The sequence below is a fragment of the Nocardioides sp. NPDC127503 genome (genome assembly GCF_040302165.1).
Lineage (GTDB): Bacteria > Actinomycetota > Actinomycetes > Propionibacteriales > Nocardioidaceae > Nocardioides.
The window spans coordinates 393,795-411,547 of record NZ_JBEORH010000004.1 but is presented as its reverse complement, the minus strand read 5'-3'; the positions used below and the strand labels follow the sequence as shown (position 1 = coordinate 411,547).

General features: G+C 67.8%; 12 protein-coding genes and 1 tRNA gene. 12 read left to right on the top strand and 1 reads right to left on the bottom strand.

Annotated features, from left to right (window positions below; genetic code table 11):
• Positions 1-32: 32 nt before the first annotated feature.
• The 4 genes from tmk (at position 33) to ABTW65_RS11865 (ending at position 4,757) form a co-directional block, all read left to right on the top strand.
• Positions 33-683: a dTMP kinase gene (gene tmk, locus ABTW65_RS11880; protein ID WP_350660290.1), complete on the top strand. Its 651-nt coding sequence runs from the start codon at positions 33-35 to the stop codon at positions 681-683.
• A complete protein-coding gene (locus ABTW65_RS11875) occupies positions 680-1,840 on the top strand; it encodes a DNA polymerase III subunit delta' (RefSeq protein WP_350660288.1) in 1,161 nt (386 codons plus the stop codon). Before tmk ends, ABTW65_RS11875 begins: the two co-directional genes overlap by 4 nt.
• The gene (locus tag ABTW65_RS11870) at positions 1,837-3,357 is read left to right on the top strand and encodes an alpha/beta hydrolase (RefSeq protein ID WP_350660287.1); all 1,521 of its coding nucleotides are present in this window, start codon (positions 1,837-1,839) and stop codon (positions 3,355-3,357) included. Before ABTW65_RS11875 ends, ABTW65_RS11870 begins: the two co-directional genes overlap by 4 nt.
• A gap of 365 nt (positions 3,358-3,722) precedes the next feature.
• Positions 3,723-4,757 carry a flagellin family protein gene (locus tag ABTW65_RS11865; protein ID WP_350660286.1) on the top strand — a complete coding sequence of 345 codons (1,035 nt, stop codon included), beginning with the start codon at positions 3,723-3,725 and terminating at the stop codon, positions 4,755-4,757.
• 124 nt (positions 4,758-4,881) lie between these two features.
• Here ABTW65_RS11865 and ABTW65_RS11860 read toward each other — a convergent pair whose 3' ends face one another.
• On the bottom strand, positions 4,882-5,808 hold the full coding sequence (locus ABTW65_RS11860) for a LysR family transcriptional regulator (protein ID WP_350660285.1): 927 nt from the start codon (positions 5,806-5,808) through the stop codon (positions 4,882-4,884).
• An 11-nt stretch (positions 5,809-5,819) separates the two neighbouring features.
• Here ABTW65_RS11860 and ABTW65_RS11855 point away from each other — a divergent pair, with 11 nt between their 5' ends.
• The 8 genes from ABTW65_RS11855 to ABTW65_RS11820 all read left to right on the top strand — a co-directional run bounded on the left by ABTW65_RS11855 (position 5,820) and on the right by ABTW65_RS11820 (position 17,711).
• The gene (locus ABTW65_RS11855) at positions 5,820-6,095 is read left to right on the top strand and encodes a hypothetical protein (RefSeq protein WP_350660284.1); all 276 of its coding nucleotides are present in this window, start codon (positions 5,820-5,822) and stop codon (positions 6,093-6,095) included.
• A gap of 13 nt (positions 6,096-6,108) precedes the next feature.
• A tRNA-Thr gene (locus tag ABTW65_RS11850) sits at positions 6,109-6,184 on the top strand.
• A 226-nt stretch (positions 6,185-6,410) separates the two neighbouring features.
• Entirely contained in the window at positions 6,411-8,687 is a 2,277-nt protein-coding gene (locus ABTW65_RS11845; RefSeq protein WP_350660283.1) for an immunoglobulin-like domain-containing protein, read from the top strand.
• Positions 8,688-8,697: 10 nt separating this feature from the next.
• Positions 8,698-11,253: an alpha-L-arabinofuranosidase family protein gene (locus ABTW65_RS11840; RefSeq protein WP_350660282.1), complete on the top strand. Its 2,556-nt coding sequence runs from the start codon at positions 8,698-8,700 to the stop codon at positions 11,251-11,253.
• A 10-nt stretch (positions 11,254-11,263) separates the two neighbouring features.
• Positions 11,264-12,754 (top strand): family 43 glycosylhydrolase, encoded by a 1,491-nt coding sequence (locus ABTW65_RS11835; protein ID WP_350660281.1) that lies wholly within the window; start codon positions 11,264-11,266, stop codon positions 12,752-12,754.
• A gap of 66 nt (positions 12,755-12,820) precedes the next feature.
• Positions 12,821-13,669: an alpha/beta fold hydrolase gene (locus tag ABTW65_RS11830; RefSeq protein WP_350660280.1), complete on the top strand. Its 849-nt coding sequence runs from the start codon at positions 12,821-12,823 to the stop codon at positions 13,667-13,669.
• Between the two features lie 245 nt (positions 13,670-13,914).
• The gene (locus tag ABTW65_RS11825; protein WP_350660279.1) at positions 13,915-14,517 is read left to right on the top strand and encodes a TetR/AcrR family transcriptional regulator; all 603 of its coding nucleotides are present in this window, start codon (positions 13,915-13,917) and stop codon (positions 14,515-14,517) included.
• 98 nt (positions 14,518-14,615) lie between these two features.
• Positions 14,616-17,711, top strand: a complete 3,096-nt coding sequence (locus ABTW65_RS11820) for a glycosyl hydrolase (protein WP_350660278.1) — start codon at positions 14,616-14,618, stop codon at positions 17,709-17,711.
• The last annotated feature ends 42 nt before the right edge of the window (positions 17,712-17,753 follow it).

Here is a 17,753-nt window from a genome sequence, read left to right as displayed (position 1 = left end):
GTGTTGTCGGTCCCACCCCGTAGGTTTGCCTCGTGAGGTTTCCGGGTGTCTACGCAGAGCACGGCGTCTTCGTCTGTTTCGAGGGCGGCGAGGGGTCGGGCAAGTCGACCCAGTCGCGGCTGCTCCACGAGGCCCTGACCGCCCGCGGCCACCGGGTCCTGCTGACCTTCGAGCCGGGCGACACGGCCGTAGGCAAGGACGTACGCCGCATCGTGCTGTCCCCGGAGACCGGCGACCTCGACGACCGGACCGAGGCGCTCCTGTTCGCCGCCGACAAGGCCGAGCACATCGAGTCGATGGTCCGTCCGGCGCTGGAGCGCGGCGAGGTGGTCATCACCGACCGCTACGTCGACTCGATGCTGGCCTACCAGGGCGCCGGCCGGGTGCTGGACGCCGCGCAGCTCGAGGAGGTCGCGCGGTGGGCGACAGCCGACCTGCGACCCCACCTGACCGTGCTGCTCGATCTCGATCCGACGGCCGGCTTCACCCGGTTCGAGGAGCGCGACCGGATGGAGCAGGAGTCGGTCGAGTTCCACCAGCGGGTGCGATCCGCGTTCGTCGGGCTGGCGGAGCGGAATCCCGATCACTACCTGGTCCTGGACGCCCGCGCTCCGGTCGAGGAGATCCACGCCGCGGTGCTGGCGCGCCTCGAGCCGCTGCTCACCCAGGCGGTGAGCGCATGAACGTCGCCACGACCTCGGTCTGGGACAACCTCGTCGGCCAGCGCCACATCATCTCCACGCTGAAGACCGCCGCGGCCGGCCACGGCATGACCCAGAGCTGGCTCTTCACGGGCCCTCCGGGCTCCGGACGGTCCAACGCCGCCATCGCCTTCGCAGCCGCGCTCCAGTGCCCCAACGGCGGCTGCGGCCAGTGCCACGCCTGCCACACCGTCCTCGCGGGCAGCCACGCCGACGTCAACCTGGTCCGCACCGAGAAGCTGACCCTCGGCGTCGACGAGATCCGCGACCTCGTCCGCCAGGCCGCTTTGAGCCCGGCCGGGAGCCGCTGGCAGATCCTGATCATCGAGGACGCCGACCGGCTCACCGAGCAGGCCAACAACGCGCTGCTCAAAGCCGTCGAGGAGCCCGGCGCCCGCACGGTCTGGATGCTCTGCGCGCCGACGGTCGAGGACGTACTCCCGACCATCCGGTCCAGGTGCCGGCTGGTCACGCTGACCACCCCGTCAGCGCCCGACGTGACCGCCTTCCTCCAGCGCACGCTCGGTGTCGACGAGGCGCGCGCGGCCTACGCGGCGCGCGCGAGCCAGAGCCACATCGGACGGGCCAAGGCGCTGGCCCGCGACGACGACACTCGGCGCCGGCGCGAGCAGGTGGTCGCCTACCCGGCCCGGCTGCACACCCTCGCTGACGCCCTCAGAGCCGCCGGCGAGCTCGCCGCGGTCTCGAAGGAGGAGGCCGACGCGGTCACCGCCGACCTCGACGCCCGGGAGAAGGCCGACCTCGACGCGGGCTACGGAGTGGTCGATCGAGGCCGTCGGCCGCGTGAATACGGTCCCGCGCTGTCCGCGCTCGAGAAGGACCAGAAGCGCCGAGCGACCCGCCGCCACCGCGACGTGATCGACCGCGGGCTGATGGACCTGGTCTCGGTCTATCGAGACGCGATCACGATCGCCGCCGGCGCTCCGGTGACCCTGGTCAACGAGGAGCACCGGCGCGAGATCGAGCAGCTCGTCGCGGCCTCGACCCCCGAGCTCAACCTGCAGCGGATCGGGGCGATCTTCGAAGCCCGCGAGCAGCTGCTGGAGTTCAACGTGCAGCCCCAGTTGGTGCTGGAAGCCATGATGGTGGCGCTGTTGCCGCCCGGAGGAGATCAGTGAAACTCAAAGCAGTGACCGGCGCCGCCGCGCTGACCGCTCTGACCGTGATCACCGCAGGCTGCGGTGCCGACGGCGGCACCCCCGACGCCGACCAGGTGAGTCCGAGCGCGGAGGCGACCGCGGCCCCGAGCGAGGGGTTGCAGACCTTCTACAACCAGAAGCTCGACTGGAAGGAGTGCAACGGCGCCTTCGAGTGCGCGACCCTCGAGGTCCCGCTCGACTACTCCGACCCCACCGGCCGCACCATCGAGGTCTCGGTCATCAAGGACCCGGCCAACAAGGAGAAGATCGGCTCGCTGGCGATCAACCCGGGTGGCCCGGGCGGGTCGGGCATCGAGTACGCCCTCTACAACAACCAGTCCTTCAGCTCCACCGTCCGCGACTCCTACGACATCGTCGGCTTCGACCCGCGCGGTGTCGGTCAGAGCACCCCGGTCGACTGCCTCGACGACGAGACCCTGGACGCCTACGTCGCGGTCGACCCCGACCCCGACACCCCGGCCGAGGAGAAGGCGTACGTCGACACCGGCGTCGAGATGGCCAACGGCTGCGCAGCCCAGAAGGACGGCATCTCCGACCACGTCAGCACCGTCGAGGCGGCCCGGGACATGGACGTACTCCGGGCTGCGCTCGGTGAGGACCAGCTCGACTACTTCGGCGCCTCCTACGGCACCCAGCTCGGCTCGACCTACGCCGAGCTCTACCCCGACCGGGTCGGCCGGTTCGTGCTGGACGGTGCGATCGCCCCCGGGCTGAGCGTCCTCGACGCCAACCTCGCCCAGGCGAAGGGCTTCGAGGTCGCGCTCCGCTCCTACGTCAAGAACTGCGTTGACGAGGGCAGCTGCTTCCTCGGCGACTCCGTCGACGAGGGCGTCGAGCGCGTCCAGAAGCTGATGGCCGACATCGACGCCGAGCCGCTGCCCGCCGGCGACCGCGAGCTGACCGCCGGCAACGCCCTCTACGGCCTGATCACCCCGCTCTACGTCGAGTCCTACTGGCCCTACCTCACCGACGCCCTCCAGGCGGCGTTGAAGGGCGACGGCTCCCAGCTGATGAGCCTTTCGGACAACTACGCGGGCCGTGACCCCGAGGGCGGCTACATCAACAACACGATGGAGGCCAACTGGGCGATCAACTGCCTCGACGACTCCTCCGGCATGAGCCCGGAGGACGTACGCAAGCAGCTGCCCGCCTTCGAGGAGGCCGCCCCCACCTTCGGTGCTGCTCTCGCCTGGATGCTCAACGGCTGCGCCGCGGAGAAGTTCAAGGCCACCGAGCCCGAGCCCGAGATCGACGCCGAGGGCTCCAACCCGATCGTCGTCGTCGGCACCACCCGCGACCCGGCCACCCCCTACGAGTGGGCCGAGGACCTCGCCAAGGCTCTCGACAACGGCGTACTCGTCTCCCGTGACGGCGACGGCCACACCGGCTACATGCAGGGCAACGGCTGCGTCGACGACGCCATCGACGACTACCTCGTCGACGGCAAGGTCCCCGACAACGGCCTGGAGTGCTGACCCCGCTCGCCGAGACGTCACCCACGTAAGCCGAGACGTCAACCACGTCGGCCGAGTCGTCACCCAGGTGACGACTCGGCCGATGACTTCACGGATTTACCCGATGTGGGGTGGGTTCTCGGCGTGTCCGACCGCAGTACGCCTCTGACTCAGAGGATCACTTCTCGGAATTTAACTTCGAGAAGAAGGGTCACTATCCAGTGATCATGAGTCAGCGAATCCGTTCAATGACGAGAGCCTTCGCTGCCACCGCAGTCGCCTCTCTGGCGGTCGCGGTAGCGCCTGTGATTGGTACGCAGTCAGCACACGCTGATACGGCCCCACTGCCGTACATCGGTGGCGCCGCCACACTTACCGTCAACGACGTGACGAAGGCCCAGAACTGTGACCTCTACGGGGTCAAGGGCACGAACATCCCGGTTTCGGTGGACGTCTCGTTCGGCGAGAACTACAGCGACGAGTTCACCAACCCCACTGTCAGCTGGGAGGTCACCGTCTTCGATTCCGACGGAGACGACGTGACCAACTACATCGAGGGTGGTGGCTTCGCCGAAGGATCGGCCGATGGCGACCTCTGTTCGTTGCTTCCGGCCGGAAGCTATCGAGCCGTCGCCTTCGTCTTCACCTCGGACGCGGAGGGCACCTGGACCGACTCGGCCGAGGTCACCGATGCGTTCACGATCCGGGCCGCCCACAGCTACACCCTCTCGGCTAGCCGGTCGGGCACGACGATCAAGTCGCAGGTGAAGGATTACGGCACGCCTGTTGTCGGCAGGTCGGTCGCGATCCAGCGGAAGTCCGGGACCACCTGGAAGACGGTGGCGCACCGCACGACCAGCTCAACTGGCTGGGTCTCCGCGGTCGGCGTACGCGGCGCGACGTACAGGTTCACCTATGGGGGCAAGTACAGCTCCGCGGTTTATGTCCCGAAGATCACCACGTCCGTCGTCAAGGTGTCCGTGAGCAAGTACGGGTCCAAGTCGTATCGCGTCGTCGGAAAGCTGACCGCGGGTGGGAATGCGGTCAAGGGCAAGCGGATCTATCTGCAGAAGAAGTACAGCGGCAGTTGGAGCAACGTGACGTCCTGCGTGACGAACACGTACGGAAAGTGCTCGGTGATCACGACCCCGGCGGCCAGCCGCTACTACCGCTGGAAGTTCCGCGGGGACACCATCAGGAAGGCCGATGTATCCGCGTCGTTCTACCTGAAGAAGCGCGGCACAACCAGCACCGCATCGAGTCTGGACTACACCTACAAGAACGGCGCAACGGTCTACAACGCCACCTCGACCAACGACCTCGACTGCGGCCAGATCCCCGGCTACAAGAAGCCCGTACGCGTCCACGGTTCCGACCCGTGGCGCCTCGACGCCGACAACGACGGCTACGGCTGCGAGTGACCCGGAGCCTTCGTCAAGGCGGTGTCCTGAGCTTGTCGAAGGGTATGTAGGCCGGGGCTCACATCCCCAGCGGAACTCCGCACGGGATGTGAGCCTTCGGCTGCATACCCTGCTGGAGGAACTGCTAGCGCCGGTGGACCGGGTCCGCGATGGCCTGGATCCGCTTGGTGGCCAGCTCGATCATCAACGTGGCGGCGGGGGAGAGGGTGGCGTCGGTGCGATGGACGACGGCGAAGGTGTCGTACGTCCGGGGGCGCAGTGACACCCAGCCGGCCTTCGGTGCCAGCCGGGGGAGCAGCTGTTCGGCTGCTCCCTTGGCGATGACGCTGTCGGCGTAGCCCATCCCCACCAGCTCCACGGCCGTCTCGATGTCCTCGACCTCGACCCGGCTGGGTGGATTGCGGCCGGTCTCGTGGAGCAGGTTGCGGATGGTGACCCGGGTGGGATCCTCCGAGCTCCAGCTCGTGTCGGACATGACCAGCGTGGCCAGCGAGAGCCGGTGCGGGGTGACCGGCGTGGCCAGGTGGGCGGGGTCGGCCGAGATGTAGACGAGCTCGTCGCGAGCCACGGGCGTGACCTTCAGTCCCGGACCGGAGACGCTGCCGACGAGCAGCATCGCCGCCTCGAGCCGTCCGCGCCGCAGGTCGTCCTGGACCTCGGCGGAGTTCTGCCCGATCAGCTCGACTCGTACGCCCGGGTATCGATCGAGCACGTCGGCCACCAGGCCGGCGCCGCCGTAGAGTCGCGCGATCCCGAACATCCCGAACCGGATCGTTCCGGTCTCGAACTGTTTCACCGCCTGCACGGCCTTGCGCGCGTCCTCGGCGGCCGCGACCGAACGCTCCGCGTGCGGCCTCAGCTCGTCGGCCACGCTGGTCGGCACCACCCCGCGCCCGACGCGCAGGAAGAGCTGGACGCCGAGCGTACGCTCCAGGCTTCTGACCTGCTCCGAGATCGACGGCTGCGCATACCCGAGCTCCTCGGCCGCCGCGGTCAGCGAGCCATGCTCGTAGACCGCGAGGAACACGCGGAGCTGGTGCAGCGACAACATAGAGACATCCTATGACTTTCCAAGGAAAGATCGTCTACCTCTATGAATCGTCAGCGGTCATCATTGAATCACCACCCCTGTGTCCGCAGTCGGTGGTTGACCCGCGTTCAGAGAAGAGCAAAGCAACAATGAAGCACGGCGTACGCCGCTTGGGCCGCCTCATCGGCAAGGGCAAGCCCACCCGCATCACCATCGACGAGCACGTCGAGGCGCACCGTTTTAGTGTCGAGCGCGCAGTCTCGGTACACTCATCCGGTCCGCTCAGCCAGGACCGCTTCATGCGGTAACGGATGACGGTGCGCCGCCTTAGCTCAGTCGGCAGAGCGTCTCACTCGTAATGAGAAGGTCGTCGGTTCGATTCCGACAGGCGGCTCCACCAAAACCCTCGTCTGACCAGCCAGAACACGGCAGGAACGGCGGGGGGTTCTTCGTTTTCGTCCACCGCGCCCGTCGGGGAGCAGTGGGCCTGAGTGCTCACGTGAGTTGCCTGACGACTCTTGACGGCAGCGTCAAACCCCTGGTTATGTTAGCGCTCACATTCATGTGATCGCAGTCACACATGAATGGCCCGGCGTTTGTCCAAAGCTGACCCTGGAGCGCAGATGGACCAGTCGAACATGACCCCCCACACCCAGCGCCGGAAGCATCTCGGGCGCACCCTGGCGGCGCTTGCGTCGTTGCCCCTGATTCTGGCCAGCATGGTGGCCACCGCGCCGGCGCAAGGCGCGAGCGACGCAGGGCTCGTAGTCCACTACCCCCTCGACCAGACCACTGGCACCACGGTCGTCGACGAGTCGGGCGCCGGTCGCAACGGCACGCTGGCCGGTGACGCGACCTGGCTCGGCGGTGAGGGGCTGTCCCTCGGTGGCACCAACGGGCACGTCAGGCTGCCGAACGACGTGATGGCCGGCCTGACGTCGATCACCGTCTCGCTCGAGGTGAAGATCGCAGCGGACCAGGCGACGCCGTACTTCATCTGGGGACTCGGCAACACCGGCTCCAACGGCTGGGGCAACGGCTACCTGTTCACGACCGGCAACGCCTACCGGACATCGATCGCCACCGGCAACTGGAGCACCGAGCAGACGGTCACGGCCGGCCGCAACCTGGTCCGCGACACCTGGAAGACGATCAGCTACACGCTCGCCGACGGCACCGCGGTGCTCTACGAGGACGGTGTCGAGGTCGCCCGGCGCACCGGCGTGACCATCACTCCCGGTCAGATCGGCAACGGGGTCACGACCGCGAACTATCTCGGCCGATCCGTCTACAGCGGCGACCGCCATCTCAAGGGACAGCTGCGCGACTTCCGGATGTACGACCGCGCGCTGACGGCAGCAGAGGTCCACGAGATGGGCCACGTCACCGACGAGCAGCGCGTCGAGCGCGACCTCGCCTGGCTCGATCTGGGCGACACGTCCCGCGTCGTCAGTGACCTCTCGGTCCCGAGCAGCGGCCCGAACGGCTCCACCTTCACCTGGGCCTCCTCCGACCCTGCCGTCGTCTCCCCGACCGGTGCCGTCACGCGCCCGCCCTACGGCAGCCCCGACGCCACCGTGACGCTCACCGGCACCGCAGCCCACGGCTCCGCCAGCCGGTCCGAAGACTTCACCATCAACGTGCCGGCCGACATCAGCGACGCGGAGAAGGTCACCCGCGCCGCGGCCGCGCTCAAGGTCTGGGACGCCGACGGGATCCGCGGCAACATCACCCTGCCGACCAAGGGCCTGCACGGAACGACCGTCAGCTGGACGTCCAGCGAGCCCGCCGTCGTGACCCCGACCGGCGAGGTCGACCGGCCGGCGTACGGTGAGAAGGCCGTCCGCCTGGCACTCAATGCCACCGTGAGCCTCGGCAAGGTCAAGGAGAAGCGACAGTTCCGGCTGACGGTCCTGCCGCTACCGAAGAAGGAGCCGCTCGAGGGCTACTCCTTCGCCTACTTCACGGGCGAGGGGACGGCCGACGGCGAGCAGGTCTACCTCGCCGCCAGCAGGGGCAACGACCCGCTCCACTGGGACGAGCTCAACGGCGGCCAACCGGTGCTGCGGTCGCAGCACGGCGACAAGGGCGTACGCGACCCGTTCATCATCCGCTCCCCGGAGGGCGACAAGTTCTACCTGATCGCCACCGACCTGAAGATCCACGGCAACGGGGACTGGGACGCGGCACAGCGCCGCGGAAGCCGCTACATCGAGATCTGGGAGTCCACGGACCTCGTGAACTGGTCCGAGCAGCGACACGTCCGGGTGTCCTCGCCGCAGGCCGGGAACACGTGGGCACCCGAGGCCTATTACGACGAGGGGATCGGCGCGTACGTCGTCTTCTGGGCCTCCAAGCTCTACGACGAGTCCGACCCCGAGCATGCCGGCAACACCCACAACCGGATGGTCTACGTGACCACCAGGGACTTCCGGACCTTCAGCGAGCCCCAGGTGTGGATCGACCCGGGCTACTCGGTGATCGACTCCACCGTCGTCGAGCACGAGGGGACCTACTACCGGTTCACCAAGGACGAGCGGAACAACACCTCCACCACGCCCTGTAGCAAGTTCATCGTCGAGGAGAAGGCCACCTCGCTGCTCGACCTGAACTGGAGCTTCGTCGCCGAGTGCATCGGCAAGGCGACGACCGACAACCCGGGCATCGACCGCGGTGAGGGACCGACGATCTTCAAGTCCAACACCGAGGACAAGTGGTACCTGTTCATCGACGAGTTCGGCGGCCGCGGGTACGTGCCGTTCGAGACCACCGACCTGGACTCGGGATTCTTCCGGATCTCCAGCGACTACCAGCTTCCCAGCCGCCCCCGCCACGGAACCGTTCTGCCGGTGACCGAGGCCGAGCTGGACCGCATCCGCACCGCCTACCGCGTGTTCTGAGGAGACCATCGTGCACAGAATCCGTCTGCTGACCGTCCTGTCCGCCGCCACCGTCCTCGCACTGCCCCTGGCCTACGCCGCGCCCAGCCTCGGCGCGGACCGACGAGCCGCTGCGCCCGAACCCGACTACACGATCACGGCCCACGCCGGTCAGTCCGGACCCGAGATCAGCGACTCGATGTACGGCGTCTTCTTCGAGGACATCAACTACGCGGCCGACGGCGGCCTCTACGCCGAGCTGGTGCGGAACCGGTCCTTCGAGTTCCTCCCGGCCGACAACCGCTCCTACACCGGGATGACCGCCTGGACCCCGCGAGGAGAGGGCGGAGGCAGCGGCACCGCGACCCCCGTCAACGACGGTTCCCGGCTCAACGAGCGCAACCGCACCTATCTGCAGCTATCCCTGGCCAACACCGCCGGTGGGACGTACGGCGTCTCCAACGGAGGCTGGAACAACGGCGTCGCGCTCGAGGCCGGGAAGAGCTACGACTTCTCGGTCTGGGCGCGCTCGGACACCGCCGGCGGTACGCCGCTGACCGTGTCGCTGCGCGACGAGTCCGGCGCCACCTCGTACGCCGATCCGGTCCGAATCCAGGTGAACGGTGACACCTGGAAGAAGTACACCGGCACCTTCACCGCGAACGCCAAGACCGACTCCGCACGCCTGTGGCTGCAGGGGGAGGGCGTCGGCACCCTGCGTCTCGACATGGTCTCGCTGATGCCCGAGGACACCTTCATGGGCCGTGAGAACGGCCTGCGCAAGGACCTCGCCGAGAAGATCGCGGCGCTCGAGCCGGAGTTCGTCCGCTTCCCGGGCGGCTGTCTCGTCAACACCGGCAGCATGTCCGGCTACGACGCCGCCTCCGGATGGCAGCGCGCCCGGTCCTACCAGTGGAAGGACACCGTCGGCCCGGTCGAGGAGCGCGCGACGAACGCCAACTTCTGGGGCTACAACCAGTCCTACGGACTGGGCTACTACGAGTACTTCCAGTTCGCCGAGGACGTCGGGGCGATGCCGCTGCCGGTCGTGCCGGCGCTGGTCACCGGCTGCGGCCAGAACCGAGTCACCGACGACGAGGCCCTGCTGCAGCGCTACATCCAGGACACCCTCGACCTCATCGAGTTCGCCAACGGCCCGGTCGACTCCGAGTGGGGCGCCCTGCGCGCGGAGATGGGGCACCCGGAGCCGTTCGGGCTCACTCATCTCGGCGTCGGCAACGAGGAGAACCTGCCTACGGAGTTCTTCGAGCGGTTCGAGAAGTTCCGCGCGGCCATCGAGGCGCGCTACCCGGACATCACGATCATCAGCAACTCCGGTCCCGACGACCAGGGCGCACTCTTCGACCAGCACTGGGCGCAGAACAGGGCCGCCGGCGTCGACATGGTCGATGAGCACTACTACAACTCCCCGACCTGGTTCCTGCAGAACAACGACCGCTACGACAGCTACGACCGCAACGGGCCGAAGGTCTTCCTCGGCGAGTACGCCTCCCAGGACAACAAGCTCTTCAACGCGTTGTCCGAGGCGGCGTTCATGACCGGTCTCGAGCGCAACGCCGACGTCGTGCAGCTCGCCTCCTATGCCCCGCTGCTGGCCAACATCGATCACGTGCAGTGGCGCCCGGACATGATCTGGTTCGACAACGACCAGTCCTGGAGCTCTGCGAGCTACGAGGTCCAGAAGCTGTTCATGAACAACGTCGGTGACCGGGTCGTACCCAGCGAGGCGACCGGCAAGGTGATCGAGGCCAAGCCCATCACCGGCGCCGTCGGCCTCTCCACCTGGGCCACCTCCGCGGCGTACGACGACGTGTCGGTCACCGCACCCGACGGGACCTCCCTGTTCGCCGACGACTTCGAGGACGGTAACGCCGAGGGCTGGAGCTCCCTGGCCAACAGTGGGACCTGGTCGGTCGTCGACGGCGCCTATACCCAGACCGACGCGACCGCCCAGAACACCCTGGTCAAGGGCTCGGACATCACCGCGAGCGACTACGACATCGAGCTCAAGGCCAAGAAGCTGTCGGGCTCCGAGGGCTTCCTGCTCGCGTTCGGGGTGAAGGACACCAACAACCTCTACTGGTGGAACATCGGCGGCTGGAACAACACCCGCACCGTCGTCGAGAAGGCCACCAACGGCGGCAAGGAGACCCTGGTCGCCCGTGAGGGCCACTCGGTCGAGACCGGACGCACCTACGACGTACGGATCGAGGTCCGCGGCACCCATGTCGGGCTCTTCCTCGACGGCCAGCTCTTCCAGGAGTTCGACGACGACCAGGTCACCGAGCCGTTCGCGCAGGTGGTCACCCGTGACGAGGCGACCGGCGACCTGCTCGTCAAGGTCGTCAACGCCCAGGCCGAGCCGGCGGTGACTCGCCTCGACCTCGGCGTCAAGGTCGCCTCGAGGGCGGAGATGACCGTCATCAGCGGCGACCCGGAGGCCCAGAACACCCGCACGGCGCAGCCCATCAAGCCGGTCACCAGCACCATCCGCGGCGTCGACAGCACCTTCACGCGCACCTTCGCGCCGTACTCCGTGACCTTCATCCGCATCCAGACCCGGTAGGGGAGCACCCATGTCCGATCACCTGAACCACCTCAGTCTCCGGGCCGGCCTCAGCAGGCGCCACCTCCTGCAGGCCGGGGTCGGTCTCGGGGCGGCGGCTGCCGTCGCAGGGTACGCCGTGCCCGCCGCAGCGGCTCCGTCCACGCCGACGCCGAGCGACGCCGAGATCTGGGGAGTGCCGACCCTCAACCCGCTCGTCGAGCGTCGGGCCGACCCGTTCGTCACCCCGCCCGTCGACGGGATGTACTACCTGACCGGCTCCGTACCGGAGTACGACCGTCTGGTGCTCCGCGGGTCGGCGTCGCTGGCCGGCCTCGCCACCGCAGCCGAGTCGGTGATCTGGCGCCGCCCCGCCAGCGGAAAGATGGGCGGCCACATCTGGGCGCCCGAGCTGCACCGCATCGACGGCCGCTGGTACGTCTACTTCGCGGCCGGCGACTCCGACGACGTCTTCCGGATCCGGATGTACGTCATGGAGTCGACGCTCGCCGACCCGCGCGACCCCGCGGGCTGGGGCGCACCACAGCAGATCATCACGCCGTGGCAGAGCTTCGCCCTCGACGCCACCACGTTCGAGCACGCCGGCCGCCGCTACCTGGTCTGGGCGCAGAGCGAGCCCGAGATCGCGGTCAACACCAGCCTCTACATCGCCGAGATGAGCTCCCCGTTCGCGATCAGCACCTTCCCGGCGCGGATCGCGACTCCGACCCGCAGCTGGGAGGTGCAGGGCTTCAAGGTCAACGAGGGGCCTGCCGTGCTGGTCCGCAACGGCCGGGTCTTCATGACGTTCTCGGCCAGCGCCACCGACTCGCGCTACTGCATGGGCCTGCTCACCGCGCCCGCGGACGCCGACCTGCTCGACCCGGCGTCGTGGGTCAAGAGCCCCGATCCGGTGTTCACGACGAACGTGCAGACCGGGCAGTACGGCCCGGGCCACAACTCGTTCACGGTCGCCGAGGACGGCGTGACCGACGTTCTCGTCTACCACGCCCGGGACTACCGCGATATCACCGGCGATCCCCTCTACGACCCGAATCGGCACGCTCGCGTGCAGAAGGTGGTGTGGCACGCGGACGGCACGCCCATGTTCGGGGTCCCGGTCGGGAAGGGCGGGCCGATCGTGCGGCTCAGCCCGCTGGATGCGCCGGGCTCGTTCGTACGCCACTACGAGTACGCCCTCAGGGTGGACCATGCCCCGAAGGATCTCGCCGACAGCCAGTTCCGCTTCGTCCCCGGCCTGGCGGGCGACGGCTCGGAGTCGCTGCAGTCGGTCAACTTCCCCGACCGGTACGTTCGGGTCAGCGGCGGCACGGTCCGGATCGACCCGGGCGAGTCGGGCCCGGCGTACGCAGCTGAGGCCAGCTTCCGCCGGATCCCGGCCAAGGGCGGGATCTCGCTGCAGGTGGCCACGGACCGTGGCGATTACCTCCAGCACGACCGTGGTGCGCTCAGCATCGGCGGCGCCGCGGGACGGCGCTCCAGCACCTTCACCCTGACTTGAGCCGCTGGGTAACGTCGATCTGAGTTGCTACGAGGCACCCGCTGCGAGTTACGGGAGGCGAGAGCAGTGGATTGGGTCCTGGACAACGAGTTCCTCACGCCGGGTGGGACGGTGCGGTGGGCCGTACATGGCACGGGTGATCCAGTCGTCTTCGTGCACGGCACCCCGTACTCGTCCTATCTCTGGCGCGACATCGCTCCAGCGTTGTCACGTCAGCGCACGGTCTACGTCTTCGACCATCTCGGCTACGGCGCCTCGGAGAAGCACGAAGGCCAAGATCTCGGCCTGGCGGCCCAAGCGCAGAACTTCACGCGACTGCTGGACCACTGGGGGCTGTCCAGCCCCAGCGTCGTCGCCCATGACATCGGGGGCGCGATTGCGCTGCGCGCGCTGCTCATCGAAGGCGCCGCCTACCGCGACCTCACTCTCTTCGACGCGGTCAGCGGCGGCGAGTGGGAACGCGGTCTCTTCCGCCTCATCCTGAACCATGCCGACGTCTTCGATCAGCTCCCGTCCTACGCTCACGAAGCGCTGGTCGCGAGCCACCTGAGGAACGCGACGGAGGTCGGCTTCCGTCCCGGTGTCCTGGATGCGTTCCTCGATCCGTGGCGCGGACCGGAAGGACAGGCCGCCTTCTATCGCCAGTACAGCCAGATCAACCAGGCCGACACCGTCGAGTACGAGCCCCTGCTGGCCGAGCTGTCGCTCCCCGTACGCATCATCTGGGGACGTCAGGACCGGATACTTCCGCCCGAGTACGCGCACTGGCTGCACGAACGCGTTCCGCATGCGCAACTGTCGTGGATCGAGGGTGCCGGCCACCTCCTCCAGGAGGACGCGTCGGCCCAGCTCGTGGGCCATCTCTTGGAGACGTCCACAGCCGGCTCGGATGAGAACATCGATTACCAGATGTAGAGGTTTGGCGACGCTCGACGCAGGATGCGTGCTATCACTTCCGAGTGCGGTCCGGGCGCCCGTGTTGCTGGAGTCCCCCCACTCGGTAGCGAGGGCGTCCAGGACCGCACGCCAACCCGTGTTCGAGCGCCGGATTCTTGGCGCGGAGATGTGGTGTGATCGGCAGGATGGGAGATGACGTCCCGAAGCCTGATGATGCGGCATCGTTGCGCCCCCTCCGCGGCGCGGCTGGCAGAATCGTGATCGTGCCGCGGACGCCCACCGATCGACAGCGCCGTCGTGGTGCTGACCTCGAGGAGGCGATTCTCGCGGCGGCGTGGGTCGAGATCGTCGAACACGGATGGTCCTCGTTCAGCGTCCCGCGCGTCGCGGCGCGCGCCGGAGCCGGCAAGGCATCGCTCTACCGGCGGTGGCCCAACAAGGCGACGTTGGTCGCCGCGGCTGCCAAGCGCGAGGGCGGTCGGGTGCCGGGGCCGTTGGACCTGTCGGGCTCGCTAGGCGACAACCTCGAGCTCCTCCTGCTCGGCACGGCGGAGTTTCTGCAAGGGCCGTTCGGGTCGGTTGCCCGGGCGCTGGCGGCGGAGCTTCCGTCCATCCCCGCGGCGGACCGGGTCGTGTTCGACGACACGGAGCCGGTGCGGGTGGCCTTGGCGATCATCGACCACGCCCGCGACCAGGGTGAGATTGGTCCCGGCGCGATCCCGGCGAGCGTCGTCAACGTCGGGCATGCGTTGCTCCTGCAGCGCTTCCTCTTCCATGTGACTCCGCCGAGCGGGCAGGACATCGCCGAGATCGTGCACGCGATCTGGACCCCGGCGATCCATGCGGCCGCCGGCGCGGCCGGATGAGGCCACGCACGTAAGGAACTCGCGTTCACTATTGACCTGATGTGACGCTGGTCATAGCCTGGCCAAAGGTCAATGAATCGTTTCACGAGAGGGACCCCATGCCTCGCTTCCGCACCGACCGGTTCCTGTCCGCCGGACGTATCACCGCTGGTCTCGTCGTGCTCGCTGTCGCAGCAGGGGGCCTGGCCACCGCGGCACCTGCCGCAGCCGCTGGCTCGTCCGCCAACCCCATCACGGACCGCTCGACCGGCCGGGACGGCGATGCCTTCGCCAACCCGTCCCTCGCCAACCGTCCGCTCTACCGGTTCTGGAACACCGGCGGCCTGATGACCGCCGAATCCGTCGAGCAGCAGGCCGAACAGATCCGGTCGTCCGGTGCCGGCGGCTACGAGGCCAATCAGCTCGCCGGTGCTGTCGAGCAGGCTGCGGGCTACGACGCCGCAACCATGGGGTGGGGTACGCAACGATGGACCGAGGCCTGGACGAGCCTCTTCGAGGCCGGGAAGTCCGAAGGTCTCCGGGTTGACGGCATCTACACGCCCGGCTGGTCGGCCGGGACACAGACGGTGGACCCCGACGGCGTGGGGTCGGCCAAGGAGATCAGTTTCGGGCGGCAGCGGGTCGACGCCGGCGCGACCTATAGCGACGCTTTGCCCACGACGTCCTTGCCGTCGGGCGTCACTGAGCGAGTGCTGCAGGGTCTGGTGGCCTACCGGTGCGTCGAGCACTGCGAGACGCCGGCAGGGGAGGAGGCCTCGGTCCCTGTGCTCGACGCCGATACCGCTGTCGATCTCACCGAGGAGGTGGTGGACGGTCGCATCTCGTGGACCGCGCCCAGCTCTCCGGCCGGTGCGACGTACGTGCTCGTCGCCGCCTGGATGCACGGCACCGGTCAGACCGTCGGGCTGGCAAGAACCAAGGACACGACCTACCTCGTCGACCACTTCGACCGGTCGGGATTCCAGTCCGTCGAGGACTACTGGGACGACAACGTACTCACGCCAGAGTTGAGGGCGGCGCTCGAGGCGAGCGGTGGCTCGATGTTCTTCGACTCTCTCGAGCTCAACCGTGACGGTGAACAGGTCCGCTCCTGGACCGGTGACTTCCTCGATGAGTTCCGGCAGCGGCGCGGTTACTCGCTGGTTCCCTATCTGGCCGCGGTCGCCGTCACCGACCCGGTCTTCGATTTCACCGGTGACACCGGCGACCGGATCCGTGAGGACTACAACCAAACGCTCTCGGAGTTGTTCATCGACGACCACCTGAAGCCGTTGAAGGCCTGGGCGAAGGACCTCGGCATGACGGTCCGCGGTCAGGGCTACAGCTCCTACGGCCCCTCGCCGATCGATCAGATGGACACCGCGACACTGCTCGACATCCCCGAGGGCGAGGACCTCTCGTTCACCTCAGGATTCACCCAGGGTCCGCCCAAGTTCATCAACACCCGTGGATCCGACGCGTGGCGCTCACTAGCCAGCGCCGGTGCCCAGACTGGCAAGAACGTCATCTCCACCGAATGTTGCGCGGCCTTCTACAACGGCTCCGTACAGCGGCAACTGACCCTCGCCCACGTCAACCAGCAGTTCTCCGTCGGGGTGAACCAAATCGTCTGGCATGGCTGGGCGGATCAAAGTCCCGGCGCGGCCTCTGCCTGGCCTGGATTCTCGCCGTTCGGGGCGTACGTCTCTGATGTCTATGGTCCGCAGAACCCGACCTTCGAGGACGAGAAGGCAATCAACGCCTACGTGGGACGAATGCAGACCGTGCTGCGCCGCGGAGAGCTGCGCAACGACGTCGCCATCTACCGCGACGACCGTGGCCACAGCGTCTCTGGCTCAACAGGCGACCTCTACTTCGCCGACCAGTCCCTGGCCCGGGCTGGTTACACCTACGGGTTCATGAACAGTGGCCTGATCAACCACCCGTCTTCGACGGTGGCGCACGGCAGGCTCGATCCTGCGGGCCTCGGATACCGGGCGTTCGTCTGGGACGCCACGGCCAACCCCGAGACCAACCCCACCATGGATCTGGCCGATGCCCGGCGTGTCCTCGGATGGGCTGAGGCTGGTCTGCCGGTTGTCATCGTGGGGGACCTCCCGGCGCGTGTCCGTGGTCATCACCCGGACCAGGACGCTGCACTGCGGAAGGTGCAGGCGCAGCTCTTGGACGCCCGCTCGGTGACTCAGGTCGCAACCGAGGCGGACGTGCTCGCGGCGCTGACCCGTTCCGGCGTCGAGCCGGCGGTGTCGTACGCCGACGCGCCTGTGGTCTCGCTGCACCGCCGGACTTCGGACACCGACTACTACTACCTCTTCAACTCCGGTGACCACACCGTCAGCACCACGGCAGAATTAGCGGGGTCGGGCGATCCGTACCTCTATGACGCATGGACCGGCGATGTCACCCGGATGGCGGCCTTCGCCCGGACCTCGAAGGGCGTTCGCGCGTCGGTGACGCTCGGTTCAGGCGACAGCACGGTGGTCGCGGTCACCCGGGGGAATGCCGACACGAAGGCGGCCGGTCCTGGCTGCGCGATCTCGGCGACATCCAGCACGGCCCCGGAAGTCGTACGTTCCGATCGGGCGCCCCTCGCGATCCGAGCCTCGGAGCCGGGCACCTACCGCACCAAGCTCTCGAACGGGAAGGGTGTCCTTCAGGAAATCGAGTCGGTTCCCGCCATCAGCGCGCCGGCATCCTGGAGCCTCGACGTCACCGCCTGGCGAGCAGGGTCCGAGGGGCCGAATGACACCGACAAGGTCGCCCTCGACCGAAGGACCGTGACTCCTGCGTCCAACGGGCGCCTGCCCGACTGGCAGCGCATTGCCGGTCTCGAGAAGGTCTCCGGCACTTCGGTCTACACCAGCCGGATCGTCACAGGACGTAGCTGGTCACGCGATGCGGGCGCGTACCTCGGTCTCGGCACGATCAACGGGCTCGCCACGGTCAGCGTCAACGGTCGACGGCTCCCTGTCATCGACCAGGTCCACGCCGACCGGATCGACATCGGGCCGTTCCTCCGCAAGGGTGCCAATACCGTCACCGTCACCGTCAGCACGCTGATCGGGAACGCGGCGTACGGTCAGAGCGTTGCGTACGGCCTGGTCGGGCCGGTCACGGTCCAACCGTATGTCGATCGCGTCATCGGGGGCTGTGGGTCTGCCGCGCGGTCCGAGCGTGCGGGCGGGGCGAGGTAGTCGGACCAGCTCTAGTGCTCCGATGTCGCTGTGTGGACGGGC